This is a genomic window from Desulfovibrio aminophilus DSM 12254 (assembly GCF_000422565.1).
GTDB classification, from domain to species: domain Bacteria; phylum Desulfobacterota; class Desulfovibrionia; order Desulfovibrionales; family Desulfovibrionaceae; genus Aminidesulfovibrio; species Aminidesulfovibrio aminophilus.
On the sequence record NZ_AUMA01000009.1, the window covers coordinates 232,163 to 250,187 of the forward strand.

The window sequence follows — 18,025 nt, forward strand, 5'->3', positions numbered from 1 at the left end:
GACCAACGCCTCTCCCCGCCGGCAAAATAAAGAGGGACAAAGCCTGCGCCTCATCCCGCCTTTCATTGCGAGAAAACCCTCTTCGTCTTTCCATAATCCCCCGAAGGGGGCTATTCGCCGAGGTAGGCCTTGCGGATGTCGGGGTTGGCCAGGAGGTTGGCGCTGGTGTCTTCGAGCACCACGTGGCCGGTCTCCAGGACGTAGCCCCGGGAGGCCGTCTGGAGCGCCAGGTTGGCGTTCTGCTCCACGAGGAGCACGGTGACGCCCTCCTCGCGGTTGATGGTCTTGATGATCTCGAAGATGCGCTGGACGATGAGCGGGGCCAAGCCCAGGGAAGGCTCGTCCAGGAGCAGGACCTTGGGCCGGCTCATGAGGGCCCGGCCGATGGCCAGCATCTGCTGCTCGCCGCCGGAGAGGGTGCCGCCGGGCTGGTGCTTGCGCTCCTTGAGCACGGGGAAGAAGCCGAAGACCTTGTCCAGGTCGAAGGCCACGCGGTCCTTGTCCGTGCGCAGGAACGCGCCCATCTCCAGGTTTTCGATCACGCTCAGGCGGGGGAAGATGCGGCGACCCTCGGGCACCTGGCAGAGCCCCTTGGCGGGCAGGCGGTCGGGCGACACGGCGGCCACGGGCGCGCCCTGGTAGAGGACTTCGCCCTCGGTGGCGGGCACGATGTTGCAGATGGTCATGAGCGTGGTGCTCTTGCCCGCGCCGTTGGCCCCGATGATGGTCACGATCTCGCCGGGCATGACGGCCAGGGAGACGCCCTTGAGGGCCTTGATGTTGCCGTATCCGGCGTGGACGTCGCGCAGTTCCAGGATGGCGTCGCTCATGCGTGGCCCCTCTCCTCGGAACGGCCGCCCACGCGCTTGGCGGGCCAGAGTCCCTTGGGCTTGAGGATCATCATCGCGGCCATGACTCCGCCGAAGACGAGCATGCGGTAAAGCTCGAAGCCCCGGAAGACCTCGGGCAGGGCGATGAGCGCCAGGGCCCCGAGGATCACGCCGGGGATGGAGCCCATGCCGCCCAGGACCACCATGGCCAGAACCATGGCCGACTCCATGAAGGTGAAGGACTCCGGGGAGACGAAACGCATCCGGGCGGCGAAGAAGCAGCCCGCGAGGCCGCCGAAGACCGCGCCCATGGCGTAGGCCAGGAGCTTGAGGGCGAAGGTGTTCACGCCCATGAGCTGGGCGGCGGTCTCGTCCTCGCGGATGGCCTCCCAGGCCCGGCCGATGCGCGAATAGTTCAGGCGATGCACGGCGATGATGGTGACCACGGCCAGGAAAAGAATGACGAAGTAGAGCCCGCTGAGGTTGCGCAGGGACACCAGGGTCCAGTGCCCGGCGTCCATCCAGAGAACCTTGGGAGGCTTCACGCCGAGGATGCCGTTGGGGCCGTTGGTCAGGCTCATCCAGTTGTTGAGCACGATGCGCACGATCTCGCCGAAGCCCAGGGTGACGATGGCCAGGTAGTCGCCGCGCATCCGCAGCGTGGGATAGCCGATGATGCACCCGGCCACGGCGGCGAAGGCCGCGGCGATGGGCAGGCAGAGCCAGAAGGACAGGCCGAAATGCACGGACAGCAGGGCGTAGGTGTAGGCCCCCACGCCGTAGAAGGCGATGTAGCCAAGGTCCAGCAATCCGGCCAGGCCGACCACGATGTTCAACCCCAGTCCGAGGCAGATGTAGACCATGACGTTGATGGCCACGTCGATGGCGTAACGCTCGTTGAGGAACGGGAAGGCGAAGGCGCAGGCGGCCACGGCGAGGATGAGCGCCCAGCGCGGCAGGACGCGCACCGGGGCGGCCAGGGACTGGGCCAGCCGCGCGGCCGGGACGCCGATGAAGTCGAGCGAGCCCTGGCGCTTGAGGCCCCAGAGCACGAACAGGACCAGGGCGGCCGCCGCGACGTAGGACCAGACCTCCAGGGCGGGTCCGAACTCCAGGCCCTCGGGCTTGATGCCCATGAGCGGCCAGAGGATGAAGAAGAACCAGACCAGGCCGATGGCGAAGGACGCCCAGTGGCGCTTAGACGCGAGTGTCGTCAACGTTCTCCCCCATGATGCCGGTGGGCATGAAGTAGAGCACGGCGATGAGGATGATGAAGGCGAACACGTCCTTGTACTCGCTGGAGAGGTAGCCTGCGGCCATGATCTCCACCATGCCGATGATGAAGCCGCCGAGCATGGCCCCGGTGATGTTGCCGATGCCCCCGAGAACCGCGGCGGCGAAGGCCTTGATGCCCGGCACGAAGCCCATGTCGTAGCGCACGGAGCCGTAGTACAGGCCGACCATGATGCCCGCGGCGGCGGCCAGTCCCGCGCCGATGGCGAAGGTGATCGTGATGATGCGCCCGGAGTTGATGCCCACCAGGGCGCTCATGGTCTTGTCCTGGGCCGTGGCGCGCATGGCCTTGCCGATGCGGGTGCGGAAGACCAGGGCGTTCAGGCCCACCAGGAGCACGGCGGTCACGACCACGATGATGATCTGCATGTAGGAGAGCGTGACCATGCCGAAGTGCAGGCCGCCCTGGGTCATCTCCGTGGGGTAGGCCTTGTCGTAGACGCCCTGGGTGAGCATGAGGCCGTTCTGGAGAAAGATGGACATGCCGAGGGCCGAAAGGAGCACGGAGAGACGCGAGGAGTTGCGCAGGGGCTTGTAGGCCACCTTCTCCACGGCCGTGGCCAGCAGCGCGCAGTAGCCCATGGTCAGGATCAGCGAAAGCGCCAGGCAGAGGGTCGGGGGCACTCCCTGGGCCGAAAGCCAGGTGAGCATGATCACGCCCATGTACCCGCCGGCGGCGAAGAACTCGCCGTGGGCGAAGTTGATGAGCTGGATGATGCCGTAGACCATGGTGTAGCCCAGGGCCACCAGGGCGTAGACTCCGCCCAGGGTGATCCCGTTGATGAGCTGCTGAACGAAATATTCCATCGGGGTTCCGGGTCGCCGGGCCGGAAACGGGCCCGCCCGAAGGCGGGCCCGTCCGGTCGACGGTTCAGGCTAGTAGAGCTTGTTGGTCTCGGGATTCCAGTAGTTGGTGAACTTCCCGCCCTTGACCATCTGGATGATGTAGTTGGAACCGGAGTCGCCGCTCTCCAGGTAGTTGATCTTCTTGGAGGCACCCTGGAACTTGTTCTTGAGCATGGCCTCGCGGATCTTGGCCGGGTCGGTGGAGCCCACGGCCTTCACGGCCATGAGGTAGGCCATGGCCGAGTCGTAGGAATAGGCCGAATACGCGCCGGGCTCGCCGTACTTGGGCTGGTACTTGGCGTAGAAGGTCTTGTAGGCCGGGGTCTCCCGGTCGATGAAGCCGAAGGTCAGGAAAACGCCCTCGGCGGCGTCCTTGGCGATCTCCATGAGCTGGGGATGGTACACGGCGTCCTGGGCCAGGATCTTGGCGGTGATGCCCATGCGCTTGGCCTGGATGAGCATGAGCGCGCCGGAGGCGGAGTTCTGGAGGCTGACGTAGAACACGGCGGGATTGGCGGCCTTGACCTTGGTGAGCACGGCCGAGAAGTCCTTGTCGCCCTGGTTCACGTGCTCATGCCCGAGGACCTTCACGCCCTGGGCGTTCGCCAGTTTCTCCAGGTTGTCGGCCAAGCCCTGGGAGTAGGTGGTCTTGTCGTCCACGATGTAGACGGTGCCGCCCTTGAGGAATTCCTTGATGAACTTGATGGCCACCTTGGACTGGTCGTCGTCGCGACCGCAAGTGCGGAACATGTACTTCAGCCCGCGCTCGGTGACCTTCTCGCTGGTGGAGGCCGGGGTGATCATGACGATGTCGACTTCGGCCAGGGCCTCGGAGGCCGGGATGGTGGCGCTGGAGCAGTAGGCGCCGACCACGGCCGAAACCTTCTCGTTGATGAGCTTGTTGGCGGCGGCCACGGCCTGGCGGGGATCGCAGATGGAGTCCTCGGCCTGGACCACGATGTCCTTGTAGCCGGGGATGCCGCCCTGGTCCTTGACGACCTCGACGGCGGCGCGCACGCCGTTGGCGATGTCATTGCCGTCGGCGGCGTAGGGTCCGGTGAGCGGGCTCAGGGTGCCGATCTTGAGCGCGTCGGCGGCCAGGGCTGCGGCGGGGGCGGCCAGAAGGACCGCCAGGGCCAGGGACAGGACTTTCAGCACAATGCGATTCATCCGACATCTCCCTTGTGTTGTGGTTCGTCAGGCGTGACCCAAATATGCCTCGATCACCTCGGGATCGCTGCGGATTTCCGCCGGAGTCCCCTTGGCGATCAACACACCATGATCCAGCACCACGATGCTGTCGCAGATGCCCATGACCACCTTCATGTCGTGCTCGACCATGAGCACGTTCACGCCGAGATTCGCGATCCGGCCGATGGTCTCCATGAGTTCCTTGCTTTCGGCGGGATTCAGGCCCGCGGCGGGTTCGTCGAGCAGGATGGTCTTGGGCTCGGAGGCCAGGGCTCGGGCGATCTCCAGGCGGCGCTGCAGGCCGTAGGCCAAATTGCTGGCCACTTCGTCAGCCTTGGGCGCGAGCCCCATGAACTCCAGGGACTCCATGGCCTTGGCGCGGATGCGGGTCTCTTCCCGGCGTTGGGAGGGACTGCGTAGGATGGCCCCGAGCACCTTGGCCTTGCTGCGGCAGTGCTGGGCCACCATGACGTTTTCCAGGGCGGTCATGTTCTGGAAGAGGCGGATGTTCTGAAAGGTCCGGGCGATGCCCCGGGCCAGAATCTGGTGCGGCCTCAGGCCCAGGATGGAAGCCCCGTCATAGGTCGCCGCGCCCGCGCAGGTGGCGTAGACGCCGGTGATGACGTTGAAGACCGTGGTCTTGCCCGCGCCGTTGGGTCCGATGAGGCCCACGACCTGCCCAGGCCGCACCTCGAAGCTGACCTCGGTGAGGGCCTGGAGTCCGCCGAACCGGACGCTGATGTCGGAGAGGACGAGTTCAGCCATGAGCTTGGCACCGTACTCGAACCAAGGAAAAAGATCAAGAGAGACGGGCCTTTTTTGACAATTATGTCGAGTTGAAAATCGATCTTTTCCCCACTGGGCACGTTGGCCGCAAAACCCGGGCGGACATTTGTGAAAAATGTAGCAAACGCAACAGCGGACCGAAACGCTTTCTCCTATGGTCGTATTACGACCCAGGACGCGGGGGTGGCGGGATCCCCCTCGCGGCCGTGACGCACCGTCCGGGCCGGGTTTTTTACAGGGAGGATCATGGAGTCAGGGAAGGAAACACCGAACCAAGGAGACTCGACATGATCCAGAGACGAGGAAAGCTGCTGCCGCTGGCGGCCCTGGCGCTGGCAATCTGCGCCCTGGCGGCCCCGGCCCAGGCCTACGAGGCCCATCAGGGCCCCACGGGCGTGGTCAAGTACGTGAAGGGCGCGGCCTTCGAAGGCTACACGCTCTTCGCCCCCACCGTGAAATGCACGAGCACCTATCTCATCGACATGGAAGGCGACGTGGTCCACGAGTGGAAGTCCGCCTATCCTCCGGGCCTCTACGCCGTGATTCTGCCCAACGGCAACCTTCTGCGCTCCAACGCCCCCAAGGAACAGCCGGTGAAGATCGGCGGCGCGGGCGGCATCCTCCAGGAACTGGACTGGAACGGCAAGGTGGTCTGGGAGTACAAGATGCTCTCGGACAACGAGATCCAGCACCACGCCTTCGACCGCATGCCCAACGGCAACACCCTGATCCTGGGCTGGGAGCGCAAGACCAAGGAAGATGCCGTCAAAAAGGGCCGCACCCCCGGCACCTTCCCCGATGAAGTGACCATCAAGGGCCAGCCCGTGCGCGACTTCTGGGTCGACTTCGTGCGCGAAGTGGACAAGAAGGGCAAGACCGTCTGGGAATGGCACGCCTGGGACCACATCGGCACCGGCCCGGACCAGCTGGACATCAACTTCCGCCTGCCCAGCCACGTGGGCGTGGGCTACGACAGCTTCGACTGGTCGCACTTCAACACCGTGGAGTACCTTCCGGCCACCAACCAGGTGCTGCTCAACTCGCGCAACCTGAGCGAAGTCTACATCGTGGACAAGAAGAGCGGCAAGATCGTCCAGCGCTGGGGCAACCCCTCGGCCTACGGCCAGGGCAAGAAGCCGGGCTGGTATGACTCCGGCGACCAGCAGATCTTCGGCTCGCACCACGCCCACATGATCGAGAACGGCCACGTCACGGTCTTCGACAACGGCTCCGAGCGTCCCGAGGGCAGCCGCTCCCGGGTCATCGAAGTCGACCTCAAGACCGGCAAGATCGTCTGGGAATACGCCGCCAACGGCCGCAACAGCTTCTTCAGCTACCGCCAGGGCGCGGCCCAGCGCCTGCCCAACGGCAACACCCTGGTGACCTCCACCCAGCAGGGCCACCTCTTCGAGGTCACGCCCGAGGGCAAGGTGGTCTGGGAATTCGTCAATCCGATCATGTTCGGCCAGCCCAAGGCCGTGTTCTCGGATGAGGACGACGCCCTGAAGAACTCCGGCCACGACATGTTCACCAACATGGTCCACCGTTCCTACCGCTACGCCCCGGACTATCCCGGCCTCAAGGGCCGCGACCTGAGCGTGAAGCGGCCCCTGGTGGAGGGCGCGCCCAAGATCTTCAAGATCTTGGCGCCCAAGCAGTAACCGTATCACACGGCGCGCGCCCATGCGGGCGCGCGCCCCTCATTCCGCCTCCGGGCCCGCCTCCGGTCCGGAGGCGTATCGCGTTCAACCCGAATCGAGAGGATCACCGTCCATGCTCACGACCATCATCGTCATCGCCATCGCGGCCGCCCTCCTGGCCCTTGCGCGACCCGCCTCGGCCTATGAAGTCCACCGCGGCCCCACGGGCGTCATCACCTACGACGCCAAGGCCGCCGCCGAGGGCTACATCCTGCTTTCGCCCACCGTGAAGTGCAACGTCACCTACCTCATCAACCGGGAAGGCGACGTGGTCCACCAGTGGAACTGCGCCTACCCCCCCGGCCTGTACGCCACGTTCCTGCCCAACGGGCACCTCCTGCGCGGGGCCGCCCTGCCGGAGCCGCCGGTGAAGATCGGCGGCGCGGCGGGCATGGTCCAGGAACTGGACTGGGACGGCAACGTGCTCTGGGAATACAAGATGTTCTCCCCGGACGAGATCCAGCACCACTGTTTCGATCGCATGCCCAACGGCAACACCCTGATCCTGGGCTGGGAGCGCAAGACCAAGCAGGAGGCCCTGGACAAGGGCCGCATTCCCGACACCTATCCCGAAGTGACCGTGCTCCAGGGCGTGCCCATGCGCGACTTCTGGTCCGATTTCGTCCGCGAGGTCGACCCCCAGGGCCGCACGGTCTGGGAATGGCGCGTCTGGGACCACATCGGCACCGGCCCGGACCAGTTCGACCTCAACTACCGCCTGCCCCTGAACGTGGGCGAGGACTACGCCAGCTTCGACTGGACGCACTTCAACACCGTGGAGTACCTCCCGGCCACGGACCAGATTCTGCTCAACTCCCGCAACTTCAGCGAAGTCTACATCCTGGACCACAAGAGCGGCGAAATCGTCCGGCGCTGGGGCAATCCCTCGGCCTACGGCCAGGGCAGGAAGCCGGGCTGGTACGACTCCGGCGACCAGCGGATCTTCGGTTCGCACCACGCCCACATGATCGAGAACGGCCACGTGACGATCTTCGACAACGGCTCCGAGCGGCCTGAAGGCACCCGGTCACGTGTCGTCGAGGTGAACCTGGAGAACGGCGAAGTCGTCTGGGAGTACGCCGCTCATGGCCGCAACAGCTTCTTCAGCTACCGCCAGGGCGCGGCCCAGCGTCTGGAGAACGGCAACACCCTGGTGACCTCCACCCAGCAGGGCCACCTCTTCGAGGTCACGCCCGAGGGCAAGGTGGTCTGGGAGTTCGTCAACCCTATCATGTTCGGCGAACCCAAGGCCCTGTTCTGCGACGCAGCCGACTATCTGGAGCCCCTGGGGCACGACATGTTCACCAACATGGTCCACCGGGCCTACTTCTACACCCCGGACCATCCCGCCCTGGCCGGACGCGACCTGAGCGTGAAGCGCCCCCTGGTCGAGGGCGCGCCCAAGTTCTTCCGGCTCTGGCCGGGAGCGGCCTGACACCCCTCCGGCGGCTCTTCGGAAACGCCCCGGAGAGCCGCCGGACGATCTGTTGCCCGCGCGGGCGGCCGCATGTACAATGACGGCATGTCCGACGTGTCACGCCCGCGCGACCCGCGACCTTCCGGGGAACCGGAAGGTCGCGAATTCGCCCGCATCCCAAAAGACAACAAACCCTGGCGAAGCGTCCTGCACTTGGCGACGGCCTTGGAATTCGCCAAGGACGAGGCCGTGATCCCCGAAAACGCGCCGCCGGACTTCCTCTATTTCCTGGAGCGCGGCGAGGTGCGCATGTTGCGCGGCGATCCCGGCGGCCAGGAAAAGACCCTCTGGTACGTGGACCCGGATCACCTCTTCGGCGAAACGCCCCTACTCTGCGGCGGCACGTCGCGCAACCGCCACGTCTGCACCCGGCCCTCGCGGGTCCACGCCTTCCGGCGCGAAATCGTGCTGGAGGACATCTTCCCGGCCCGGCCGGATCTCATGGTCAACCTCATGGGGACCCTGGCCTGCAAGGTGCGCATCCTGAGCAATCAGGTGGCGGACATGAGCCTGGACGAGCTGCCCGACCGCATCTGCCGCTATCTGCATCTGCACGCCGAACGCCTCGGCGAACACGACGGCAAGACCGTCCTCGATCCCCGTCTGAACCAGCAGGAACTGGCCCAGCTCCTCGGCGTGCATCGCGTGACCCTGAACAAGACCCTGCGCGACCTGGAGCACGAGGGCGTGCTCGGCGGCTATCGCCGGGACGAGGTCCGGGTTCTGGACCTGGCGCGTTTCCTGAGTCACGCCCTGAGCTGACCCCGGCTCCACGCGAACGAAAAAGCCCCCCGCGCGGGCGCGGGGGGCTTGGGGCTCATGCTCGGGCCGGACTCGGCCCGCATCAGGGAGGCGTCGCGGGGACTACCAGTTGGAGTCCGCGAAGGGGTTGGAGCCGAAGCCGAAGTCGGCTTCGGGCTCGCCGCCCGTGGAGGGAGCGCCGGAGGCGTCGCCGGCGGCAGCGGCGGCGTCACCAGCGGGGGCTCCGGCGGCCGCGCCGCCGGCGACGCCGGCCACGACCACGCCCTGCTTCTTGACCTTGTCGACCTCGGCCATGAGGTCTTCCAGCTTCTTGATGTGCTCATCCATCTTCTTGGAGGAGACCGAGAGCTTCACGTCACCCTGGGCGGCCTGATCCTCGAAGGTCTTCAGCTTGGCCTTGACGCCGGCCAGCTCGGCCTTCAGGGTCTCGACCTCGGCGGTCAGGGCGGCCTTGTCGGCGGTGAGACCGGCGTTGGCGGTCTTCAGCTCGGCCAGCTTGGCCAGCACGCCCTGGGCCTGGGCGGCGGTTTCCTCGGGCAGGGGCATGAGGGAGACCTTCTGGCCCAGGCCCTCGATGTCGCCGGAGGCGGCCTTGGTCAGCTGGGGCTCCTGCTCATAGATCCAGGCCTTGGTCAGGGAGCAGGCCACGGGCGCGAAGTCGGCGTCCACGTCGGCCTGGGTGACGAAGGCCAGCATGTCGATGAGGTTCTGGTCGGCCAGATCCCCGCCGCGCAGGCAGGACACGAAGGTGTTCATGGGGAAAACTTTCGCTTCAGCCATTGTCTATGCCTCCTTGAGAGTCCGAAGACTTTCCTTTCGTTGTGGTTCCCGTCTCACGTTCAGTGCTGCACGGGCTGCATGGGAATACGGCCGATCTTGCGCGCGTAGGCCAGGGCCACCGTGCGGTAGACCAGGTGCGCGAGCTTGGACCAGGGCAGGTAGGCCACCAGCATGAACACCGCCACGATGTGCACGAAGTACGTCGGGTAGGCGATGGTGGCCAGGCCGGCCAGGCGGAAGATCTCCGAACCCAGGCCGGACAGGGCGATGACCCAGATCACGGAGAGCAGGTACCAGTCGTCGAAGCTGGAGCCCTGCTTGGCCTTGTCCAGGGAGGCCCGGCGCGAGGTCAGGAAGGTCAGGCCGATGACGAGCATGATCGCGCCCACGTTGGCCAGGATCTTGACCGGGCTGTACAGCGGCATGGGGGTGGACCCGGCCACGGTGATGAGCTGGGTCAGCGGGTCGGTGAGGCCCATGACCTTCTGCATCAGGAAGGCTCCGCCCCAGTGGCCCACGGCCACGATGGTGGTCACGACGAACAGGCAGATGAAGGCGTACATGGTCAGCAGGTGGCCCTTGAAGCGCTTCTGGCTCTTCTCGTCCGCGCCGCAGTCCTGGAACTGGGTGTGCTTGGCCACCTCGTTCTTCAGGGTCTCGATGAAGGCGCACAGGAAGGACGGCTCCTTGCCCCGGCCCACGATGAAGGTCCTGGGCATGGAGGCGAAGCTCTTCAGCAGGTTGGTCACCCCGGAATAGAAGCCGTAGAGCATGAAAACGGCCAGCAGGGCGAAGATCGGGTCGATGGTGTAGTCGCCCGGGAACAGCCCGCCGTAGATGATCTGGCCGGTCTTGGAGACCACCAGGTCATGACCGTTCATTTCGAAGAGCGGGAAGGCCGTGCCCAGGGCCGCGGCGCGGATCGCCCAGATGATCAGGTAGATGACCGCTGGGATGAGGATGAGCACGGGCAGGCCCTTGGAGCTCATGAGCTTGCCGATGAAGTTCGGCTGGGCCAGGTTCTTGTAGGCCATGTTCCGCAGCGCGCCGAGCAGGTCGCCCGGCTTGGCGCCGCGCGGACACAGGTCGGAGCAGGTGCCGCAGTTGTGGCACAGCCAGATGTCGATGTCGTTGAGCAGGCGGTCCTTCAACCCCCACTGGGCCCAGACCATCTCCTTGCGGGGATAGGGATTGTCGGCCGGGGAAAGGGGGCAGACCACGCTGCAGGTGGCGCACTGATAGCACTTTTTCAAGGACTCCCCGCCGAACTGCTGGAGCTCCTTGACGAATTTCAGGTCCGGTTGAACCCTGACGCTGTTCGACATGGTTCGAAACCTCCTCTCCTAGTAACCCTTGAAGGGGTTGGGGCCGAACTTGGCGACGACCTCGTTCATGAACTTCTCGATGAGGTCGGGAATCTTGTCATAGTCATCGATGGCGACCTCGTACTGCTCCACGCGCTCGGCCTCGACGCCCAGGCGCTGGAGCGACTCGGCGATGTTCTCCTTGCGGCGGCTGCACAGCTCCGAGCCCTTGACGAAGTGGCACTGGTAGTCGTCGCCGTACTTGCAGCCGAGCAGCATGACGCCGTCGATGCCCTTGCTCATGGCGTCGGCGACCCAGATGGCGTTCACCGAGCCCAGGCAGCGCACCGGGATGAAGCGGACGTAGGGGCTCCACTTCTTGCCCCGGAAGGCGGCCATGTCCAGGGCCGGATAGGCGTCGTTCTCGCAGACCAGCACGATGACGCGCGGGCCGCCGGCCACGATGTCGTCCGGAACCTTCACTTCCTTGATGGTCGAACCGATCTGGTCGACGTTGTAGCTGTCGAACTTGATCACGCGCTCGGGGCAGGCGCCCATGCAGGTGCCGCAGCGGCGGCAGCGCGTGGGGTTCGGCTTCGGCGTGCCCTTCTCGTCGTCGTCCAGGGCGCCGAAGGGGCATTCCTCGGTGCAGCGCTTGCACTGGGTGCAGCGCACGAAGTTGAACACCGGGAAGGAGAGGTCGCCGGAGCGGGGATGCACGGCCACGCCGCGGTTGATGCTCTCGATGCACTGCACGGCCTTGAGCACGGCTCCGGCCGCGTCGTCGCGGGCGTTGGCCATGGTCATGGGCTGGTGCGCGCAACCCGCAGCGTAGACGCCGGTGCGCCGGGTCTCGTAGGGGAAGCAGATGTAGTTCGAGTCCACGAAGCCGTCGAACAGCTTGAGGTCCGGGAAGTGCGGGCCCTGGCGGTAGACGAAGTTCATGGTCGGGTCGTGGGCGGTCACCGGAACCACGGCCGTGGGCAGGACCACCAGGTCGGCCATGATCTCGACGTTCTCACCGAGCAGGGTGTCCTTGGCCGCGACGGAGAGGGTGCCGTCGCCGGATTCGGTCACGCCGGTGACCGTGGCCTTGGAGAGCATGATCGAGGAGTTGTCCTGGGCGGCCTTGTAGTACTTCTCGTTGATGCCCGGGACCATCATGTGGTCGTAGAGCACCATGGCCACCGCGCCGGGAACCTTCTCGGCCACGTAGCCGGCCTGCTTCAGGGCCACCAGGCTGGAGATCTCCGAGCTGTAGGCCAGATGCTTGGCCGACTCGGTGTTCTCGTAGACGAAGGCGTCTTCCTTGGCCTCGCCCTCGGCCGGGGCGGCCTGTTCGGGCAGCTCCGCCGGGGGCTCGCAGGCCGCGCCGGCGGAGTAGGACGCGCCCTTCATCGGCAGGTCCATGTCCAGGACGAAGGCCACGGAGGTCACGGGCTTGCCGTCCGAGGGACGGACGATCTTGCCGTTCTTGGCCATCTCCTCGAACTGCGAGGAGGTGATCACATTCTTCATTGTGCCGTAGCCCAGGGGCTCAAGGTACTTGCCGTCGCCGGGCACCCAGCCGGTGGCCAGGATCACGGCGCCGACGTCGTACTGGGCTCCGCCGATGGCGGCCTTGTAGAGGCCGGGAGCTCCTTCGAGGGACTCCAGGGTGGCGTTCAGCAGAACCTTGATCTTGGGATTGGACTCCACGGCCGAGACGAGCTTCTCGATGCCGGTGTCCACGGCCTTGTCGAAGGGAGCCGAGAGCGGGAAGGTCTTGTACATGTTCAAGGCCTTGCCGCCGAGCTTCTCGGCCTTCTCGACCAGGAGCACGTCGCGGTTCATGGCCGCGGCGTTGAGCGCGGCGGTGAGACCGGTGAAGCCGCCGCCGAGCACCATGATCGTCTTGCTCGTCTCGGGGATCTCCGGGACCGGAATGGCGCTTTTGGACAGGCGGGTGACGCCCATGCGCACGTAGTCCTCGGCCATGCCCTTGAGCAGGCCGGGAACCTTCGGATCGTCCTGGAAGGACCAGACGCACTGTTCGCGCAGATTCACGCGCTCGACCTGGATCGCGTCGCCGAAGCGGAAAATGTCCCACTTGCTGCGCGGGGAGCAGGCGCAGACCACCACGCCGTCCAGCCCTTCGGCCTTGATGTCGGCCTCGATCTCGGCCACGCCCTCGGGGCTGCAGAGCACCGGGTTGGTCTTGATCACCTTGCAGAGCGGGGCGACCTTGCTCTTGCCGACGTGCTCGGCGAGCCCGGCGAGATCGAGGGATTTGGCGATCTCGCAGCCACCGCAGATGTATACTCCGAGCTTTTCAGCCATGACTTACCTCCCCACCACGTTTTGAATGGCCTTGAGCGCCGCGCCCGTGCCGGACTGGGCGGACTTCATCACGTCCAGCGGCGACTTGGCGCAACCGGCGGCCACCACGCCCTTGTCCTCGGCGGCGAGCACGAAACCGTCCTCGTCCACACCGGCGAAGGGCTGCTTCTGGCCGGACATCGTGGGCTGCATGCCCGTGGCCAGGACCACCATGTCAAAGGTTTCGTCGCTCTTGATGCCGGTGACGGCGTTCTCCACCGTGACGACCGGGTTCTTGTGCTTGTCCTCGACGATCTTGGCCACCTTGCCCTTGACCAGCAGGAGCTTGTCGTCCTCGAGGATGCGCTTCTTGAACTTGTCGTAGCGGCCCGGGGTGCGCAGGTCGATGTAGTAGATCACGACCTTGGCGTCCGGGTAGTTCTTGCGGATGTAGGAAACGTGCTTCAGCGAGGCCATGCAGCAGATGTAGGAGCAGTAATTCAGGTGGTTCTGGTCGCGGGATCCGGCGCACTGCACGAAGGCGATGCTCTTGGGAGCCTTGCCGTCGGAGGGACGCAGGATCTTGCCGGAGGTGGGGCCGTTGGGCGCGGCCAGACGCTCCAACTGCATGTTCGAAACCACGTTCTTCAGCTTGCCGGAGCCCAGGTTGTCCAGGTTCTTCAGGTCGTAGGGCTTCCAGCCGGTGGCGTAGACGATGCTGCCGACGTTCAGGTCGAAGGTCTTCTCCGCGTCGTTCAGGTCGATGGCCTCGTAGGGGCAGGCGGCCTGGATGGCCGAAAGCTCATCGGCCGGAATGTCCTTCGGGTCGAGCACGTAGCGGTGGGGGAAGGCGAAGGAGTGCGTCTTGAAGACGGCCTTGCGCTTGCAGAGCCCGAACTCGAACTCGTTGTCCACCGTGGTGCGGGCGGCCTTCTCGCAGTCGCCGCAGGCCGTGCAGCGCTCGTTCACGTAGCGGGGGCGCTGCTTGATCTTCACATCGTAGGCGCCCGGGCCGCCGCTGACGGAAACCACTTCGGCCATGGTGTAGAAATGCACCAGGGGGTTGTTCTTGATGCGCTGGAACTGGATCTCCAGACCGCAGGAAGGCGGGCACAGCTTGGGGAAATATTGGTTCAGTTGCGCCACCCTGCCACCGAGGTATGGATTGGTCTCCACGATGAAGACCTCGTATCCGACCTCGGCGGCCTCCAAGGCGGCGGTAATCCCCGCGAACCCGCCGCCCACTACGAGAATACTGTTGTTCGCCATTCTCACAATCCTCCCTGAGTATACGCTCCGCGCGCGTTTGCGCGGCGGAGCCGTCCGGCCGCCCGGAGCCCCCCGGGCGGTCCTAGGTCCCAAACGTAGAGTCGAGAAGCGAAGTGAAGGTATCCGACAAAATGGCCTAAACCCGGACTGCGCCCTCATCCAGCCCCGGTTCAGACCACTTCATCCATGGAAAAAGCGGCCGCGGGCTCGAGGCCCGCGGCCGCGGTGGTCACTCCCTACTAGTCAGGGATGATCTGCCAGTAAGCCCGCTTGAAGATCTTGATCTCCTTCTTGGCGGGATCGTACTTGGAGTTCACGAAGCACTTCCACTTGGAGTCGTCCAGGCCCATGAAGTCGCCGCGGTAGTAGAAGCCCGGGTAACGGGACTCTTCACGGAACTCGATGTGCTGCATGTGCAGGCGCACGGTCCACAGGCGGTGGAACTGCTCCCAGCAGCGCATGAGTTCGTGCAGGTCGCGGGCGGCCAGCTTCTTGGAATCCTCTTCCATCATGCCCATGAGCCAGAAGCCCGTGTTAAGCAGGGCCTTGGAGGTCATGTACAGGGTGGAGCAACCCCCGCCGTATTCATCGGTGCACTTGGTGAGGCGCATCATGAAGTTCTTGGGGGTGATGTAGTTGGGGTTGATCTCGGGAGCCGTGGAGGCCTTCTTGAACTGCTCGAAGGTGTACCAGGGCTGGTAGATCTCCTTGGCCAGGTCGGCGGCCTTCACAGCCAGGGTCGGCTTGAAGTCCTTGTGGTCGACGGCCCAGCGGACCATCGCCTTGCCGGCGATACGACCCTCGGCGTGCGAGCCCGAGGAGAACTTGTGGCCGGAGGCGCCCACGCCGTCGGCGCAGGTGAACAGACCCATGACGGTGGTCATGCGGTTGTAGACCTTGCCGTTCTCGGCACGGACCTTGTAGTCCTCGGGAACCCACTCCTCGTCCGGACCGGAGACCCAGATGCCGCAGCAGCCGGAGTGCGAACCGAGCAGGTAGGGCTCGGTGGGCATGATCTCGGAGCCGCGTTCCTCGGGGGCGCAGTTGGTGGCGGCCCAGAGGTTGGCCTGGCCGACGCACATGTCGAGGAAGTCTTCCCAGGCTTCGGACTCAAGGTGCTTCCAGAGGGGGTTCTTGAAGTCGTTGTTGATGGTGGCCAGCAGCGCGCCCTTGGTGTCCATGAAGATGGGGCCGCGGCCTTCACGCATCTCGCGGAGCATCATGTGGTTGCGCAGGCAGGTCGGAATGACGTGACCCTTGGCGTAACCGCGATCCTCGTAGGGCTTCAGCATGGCGCGGTTGGTGGCGCAGTAGTCCTCGCCCTTGTAGTTCGTGGCCTTGGCCTTGAACAGCAGGAACCAGGCGCCGACCGGGCCGTAACCGTCCTTGAAGCGGGCGGGCACGAAGCGGTTTTCCATCATGGTCATCTCGGCGCCGACCTGAGCGCACATGGTGTAGGTGGAACCAGCGTTCCACACCGGGTACCAGGCGCGACCCATGCCCTCACCGGTGGAACGGGGGCGGTACACGTTGACCGCGCCGCCGCAGGCCACGAGGCAGGAGTTGCAGGTGAACACGTAGACTTTGTTCTCACGGGTGGAGAAGCCCACGGCGCCGGCGATGCGGTTGGGGGTGTTGGCATCGAGAAGCAGCTTCACGATGAACACGCGCTCCAGGTAACGGCCTTCGCCCAGGGCGTTCTTCGCGGCCTCGGCCACGATGACCTTGTAGGACTCACCGTTGATCATCATCTGCCAACGGCCGGAACGCACGGGGGCGTCGCCCTTGCGCAGGGACAGACCGGCGGCCTTGGCGGCGGCGCCGTCGAGGTTGTGGCCGTCCTTCTTGATCCAGCAGGGAAGGCCCCACTCCTCGAACAGATGGACGGAGTCGTCCACGTGGCGGCCCAGGTCGAAGATCAGGTCTTCGCGGACCAGGCCCATGAGGTCGGTGCGGACCATGCGGACGTAGTCGTCGGCATCGTTCTCACCCAGGTAGGTGTTGATGGCGGACAGGCCCTGGGCCACGGCGCCGGAACGCTCGAGGGCGGCCTTGTCCAGCAGCATCACGGAGAGATCCTTGTACTTGGCGTCGACCCAGCGGCACACCTCGAAGGCGGCGCCGCAGCAGCCCATGCCGCCGCCGACCATGAGAATGTCGGCGTGCTGTTCGATGACCTGCGGTTCGGCCAACGGGACACCCTTGACGACGTCTTTAGCGGGAATCTGAGGCATAGCTACCTCCCTAGCAGCTCTAAAGTTCTCTTTTTCTCAAAGCCACTCTCAAACCAGGCGACGAGATCGTCGACTAGCCGTTGACAGGCTCGCAGACGCCGTCCTGCCAGCACTGGCTGATGTCGGCGTCGGACACTTCGAACTTCTTCATCAGCACGGCCTTGGGGGCCTTCAGCGCGGTCTCGGTGAAGAGCAGCTCGTTGTTGATGTCGCCGGGCTCGGGCTTGCCATCGAAAGGCTTGATGGAACCTTCGGGAGTGGTGCGGATGGGGAACTTGAACCGCTTCACGGAACCATTGCGGAACTTGATGGTCCACATGATGTCTTCGGCCGAACGCATCGGGATGGAGGTGCCGCCGAGGGGGGCGAAGTCAGCGTAGGGGCGGGCTTCGATGGCGCCCTGGGGGCAGATCTTCACGCAGGAGTAGCACTCCCAGCAGGCTTCGGGCTCCTGGTTGTAGGCCTTCATCTCGGCCGGATCCAGGATCATGAGGTCGTTCGGACAAATGTACATGCAAGCGGTCTTTTCGCCACCCTTGCAGCCGTCACATTTTTCCGGGTTCACAAAGGTCGGCATAACATCTCCTCCTAACTTGTTGAATTTATGATACCAGAATACCGACGGTCCACTGCCAATATGCAAAAGTGCCTAGCGTGCAGGCGGAGCACTCGGGATACCAGCCCAAACGCCAGGAGTCAAGCCAAAAGTGAATTTTTGAACAAGCGTCTGTTCCGCAGGCGGAGGAAAAACGGACGGGGAACCCGCCTCGGAAGCCTATTCCAGGATGCACCGTGTTTTTACAGCATTCAAGCCGTTTCCCGCAAGCTTTTTTTCCCCTGTCGCGGTCCCTCACGGGCCTTGGCGCAATCAACCGGAATCACAGCCCTTCCCTCGGGACGCGCGGACCCCGTTTTTCTAGACCTAATCTGAGCGATTCTCCTGCCTGACACAACATCAAAGCTGGCCTATCGCCTTGTTTTTGTTTACAATCACATCCAACAACAAATCATGATTATTTCACCCATCAGGTGGAGGGCTGGATGTCAAAACTCAAGAATACCAAAGCAAAATTTATCGACGATGTCCAGGTCACGAGCGATTGCCTGACAGGCCGAGCCGGGCTCAACCTCTTTACTCGCTATCTTCGCGGCATTGACTTTTTCCCCCACATCAACCGTCTCTTCGGCTCCATGCGCAAGAACCCCAAGGGCACGCCCATCGATGAACTTTTCAAGCAGGTGCTCTGCTTCCTCT

General features: G+C 64.5%; 14 protein-coding genes and 1 pseudogene. 4 read left to right on the top strand and 11 right to left on the bottom strand.

Annotation, left to right across the window (positions count from 1 at the left end; translation table 11 throughout):
* Window positions 1-110 precede the first annotated feature (110 nt).
* The 5 genes from H587_RS0107720 to H587_RS0107740 form a co-directional block, all read right to left on the bottom strand.
* A complete protein-coding gene (locus H587_RS0107720; RefSeq protein ID WP_027175781.1) occupies window positions 111-830 on the bottom strand; it encodes an ABC transporter ATP-binding protein in 720 nt (239 codons plus the stop codon).
* On the bottom strand, window positions 827-2,047 hold the full coding sequence (gene livM, locus H587_RS0107725) for a high-affinity branched-chain amino acid ABC transporter permease LivM (RefSeq protein WP_027175782.1): 1,221 nt from the start codon (window positions 2,045-2,047) through the stop codon (window positions 827-829). The genes H587_RS0107720 and livM overlap by 4 nt, the downstream gene beginning before the upstream one ends.
* Complete coding sequence (locus tag H587_RS0107730; protein ID WP_027175783.1) at window positions 2,028-2,930, bottom strand: branched-chain amino acid ABC transporter permease; 903 nt, start codon at window positions 2,928-2,930, stop codon at window positions 2,028-2,030. The genes livM and H587_RS0107730 overlap by 20 nt, the downstream gene beginning before the upstream one ends.
* 69 nt (window positions 2,931-2,999) lie before the next feature.
* A complete protein-coding gene (locus H587_RS0107735; RefSeq protein WP_027175784.1) occupies window positions 3,000-4,139 on the bottom strand; it encodes a branched-chain amino acid ABC transporter substrate-binding protein in 1,140 nt (379 codons plus the stop codon).
* A 27-nt stretch (window positions 4,140-4,166) separates the two neighbouring features.
* A complete protein-coding gene (locus H587_RS0107740) occupies window positions 4,167-4,925 on the bottom strand; it encodes an ABC transporter ATP-binding protein (RefSeq protein WP_027175785.1) in 759 nt (252 codons plus the stop codon).
* 308 nt (window positions 4,926-5,233) lie between these two features.
* Between H587_RS0107740 and H587_RS17735 the strand changes: the two genes are divergently transcribed.
* The 3 genes from H587_RS17735 (at window position 5,234) to H587_RS0107755 (ending at window position 8,885) form a co-directional block, all read left to right on the top strand.
* Entirely contained in the window at window positions 5,234-6,607 is a 1,374-nt protein-coding gene (locus H587_RS17735) for an aryl-sulfate sulfotransferase (protein ID WP_034608792.1), read from the top strand.
* Between the two features lie 112 nt (window positions 6,608-6,719).
* Entirely contained in the window at window positions 6,720-8,081 is a 1,362-nt protein-coding gene (locus H587_RS17740) for an aryl-sulfate sulfotransferase (RefSeq protein WP_051202534.1), read from the top strand.
* A gap of 72 nt (window positions 8,082-8,153) precedes the next feature.
* Window positions 8,154-8,885 (top strand): Crp/Fnr family transcriptional regulator, encoded by a 732-nt coding sequence (locus H587_RS0107755; RefSeq protein WP_051202535.1) that lies wholly within the window; start codon window positions 8,154-8,156, stop codon window positions 8,883-8,885.
* A 102-nt stretch (window positions 8,886-8,987) separates the two neighbouring features.
* Here H587_RS0107755 and H587_RS0107760 read toward each other — a convergent pair whose 3' ends face one another.
* The 6 genes from H587_RS0107760 to aprB all read right to left on the bottom strand — a co-directional run bounded on the left by H587_RS0107760 (window position 8,988) and on the right by aprB (window position 17,347).
* Window positions 8,988-9,665, bottom strand: coding sequence for a hypothetical protein (locus H587_RS0107760; protein ID WP_027175787.1), 678 nt, complete (start codon window positions 9,663-9,665; stop codon window positions 8,988-8,990).
* A 59-nt stretch (window positions 9,666-9,724) separates the two neighbouring features.
* Entirely contained in the window at window positions 9,725-10,990 is a 1,266-nt protein-coding gene (gene qmoC / locus H587_RS0107765) for a quinone-interacting membrane-bound oxidoreductase complex subunit QmoC (protein WP_027175788.1), read from the bottom strand.
* 18 nt (window positions 10,991-11,008) lie between these two features.
* Entirely contained in the window at window positions 11,009-13,288 is a 2,280-nt protein-coding gene (locus H587_RS0107770; RefSeq protein WP_027175789.1) for a hydrogenase iron-sulfur subunit, read from the bottom strand.
* Window positions 13,289-13,291: 3 nt separating this feature from the next.
* Window positions 13,292-14,536, bottom strand: coding sequence for a CoB--CoM heterodisulfide reductase iron-sulfur subunit A family protein (locus tag H587_RS0107775; RefSeq protein WP_027175790.1), 1,245 nt, complete (start codon window positions 14,534-14,536; stop codon window positions 13,292-13,294).
* A gap of 239 nt (window positions 14,537-14,775) precedes the next feature.
* On the bottom strand, window positions 14,776-16,770 hold the full coding sequence (gene aprA / locus H587_RS0107780; RefSeq protein ID WP_027175791.1) for an adenylyl-sulfate reductase subunit alpha: 1,995 nt from the start codon (window positions 16,768-16,770) through the stop codon (window positions 14,776-14,778).
* A 73-nt stretch (window positions 16,771-16,843) separates the two neighbouring features.
* On the bottom strand, window positions 16,844-17,347 hold the full coding sequence (gene aprB / locus H587_RS0107785) for an adenylyl-sulfate reductase subunit beta (RefSeq protein ID WP_027175792.1): 504 nt from the start codon (window positions 17,345-17,347) through the stop codon (window positions 16,844-16,846).
* A 464-nt stretch (window positions 17,348-17,811) separates the two neighbouring features.
* Between aprB and H587_RS21380 the strand changes: the two are divergent.
* Window positions 17,812-18,025 (top strand): annotated as a pseudogene (locus tag H587_RS21380) (IS1380 family transposase); the annotation flags it as partial.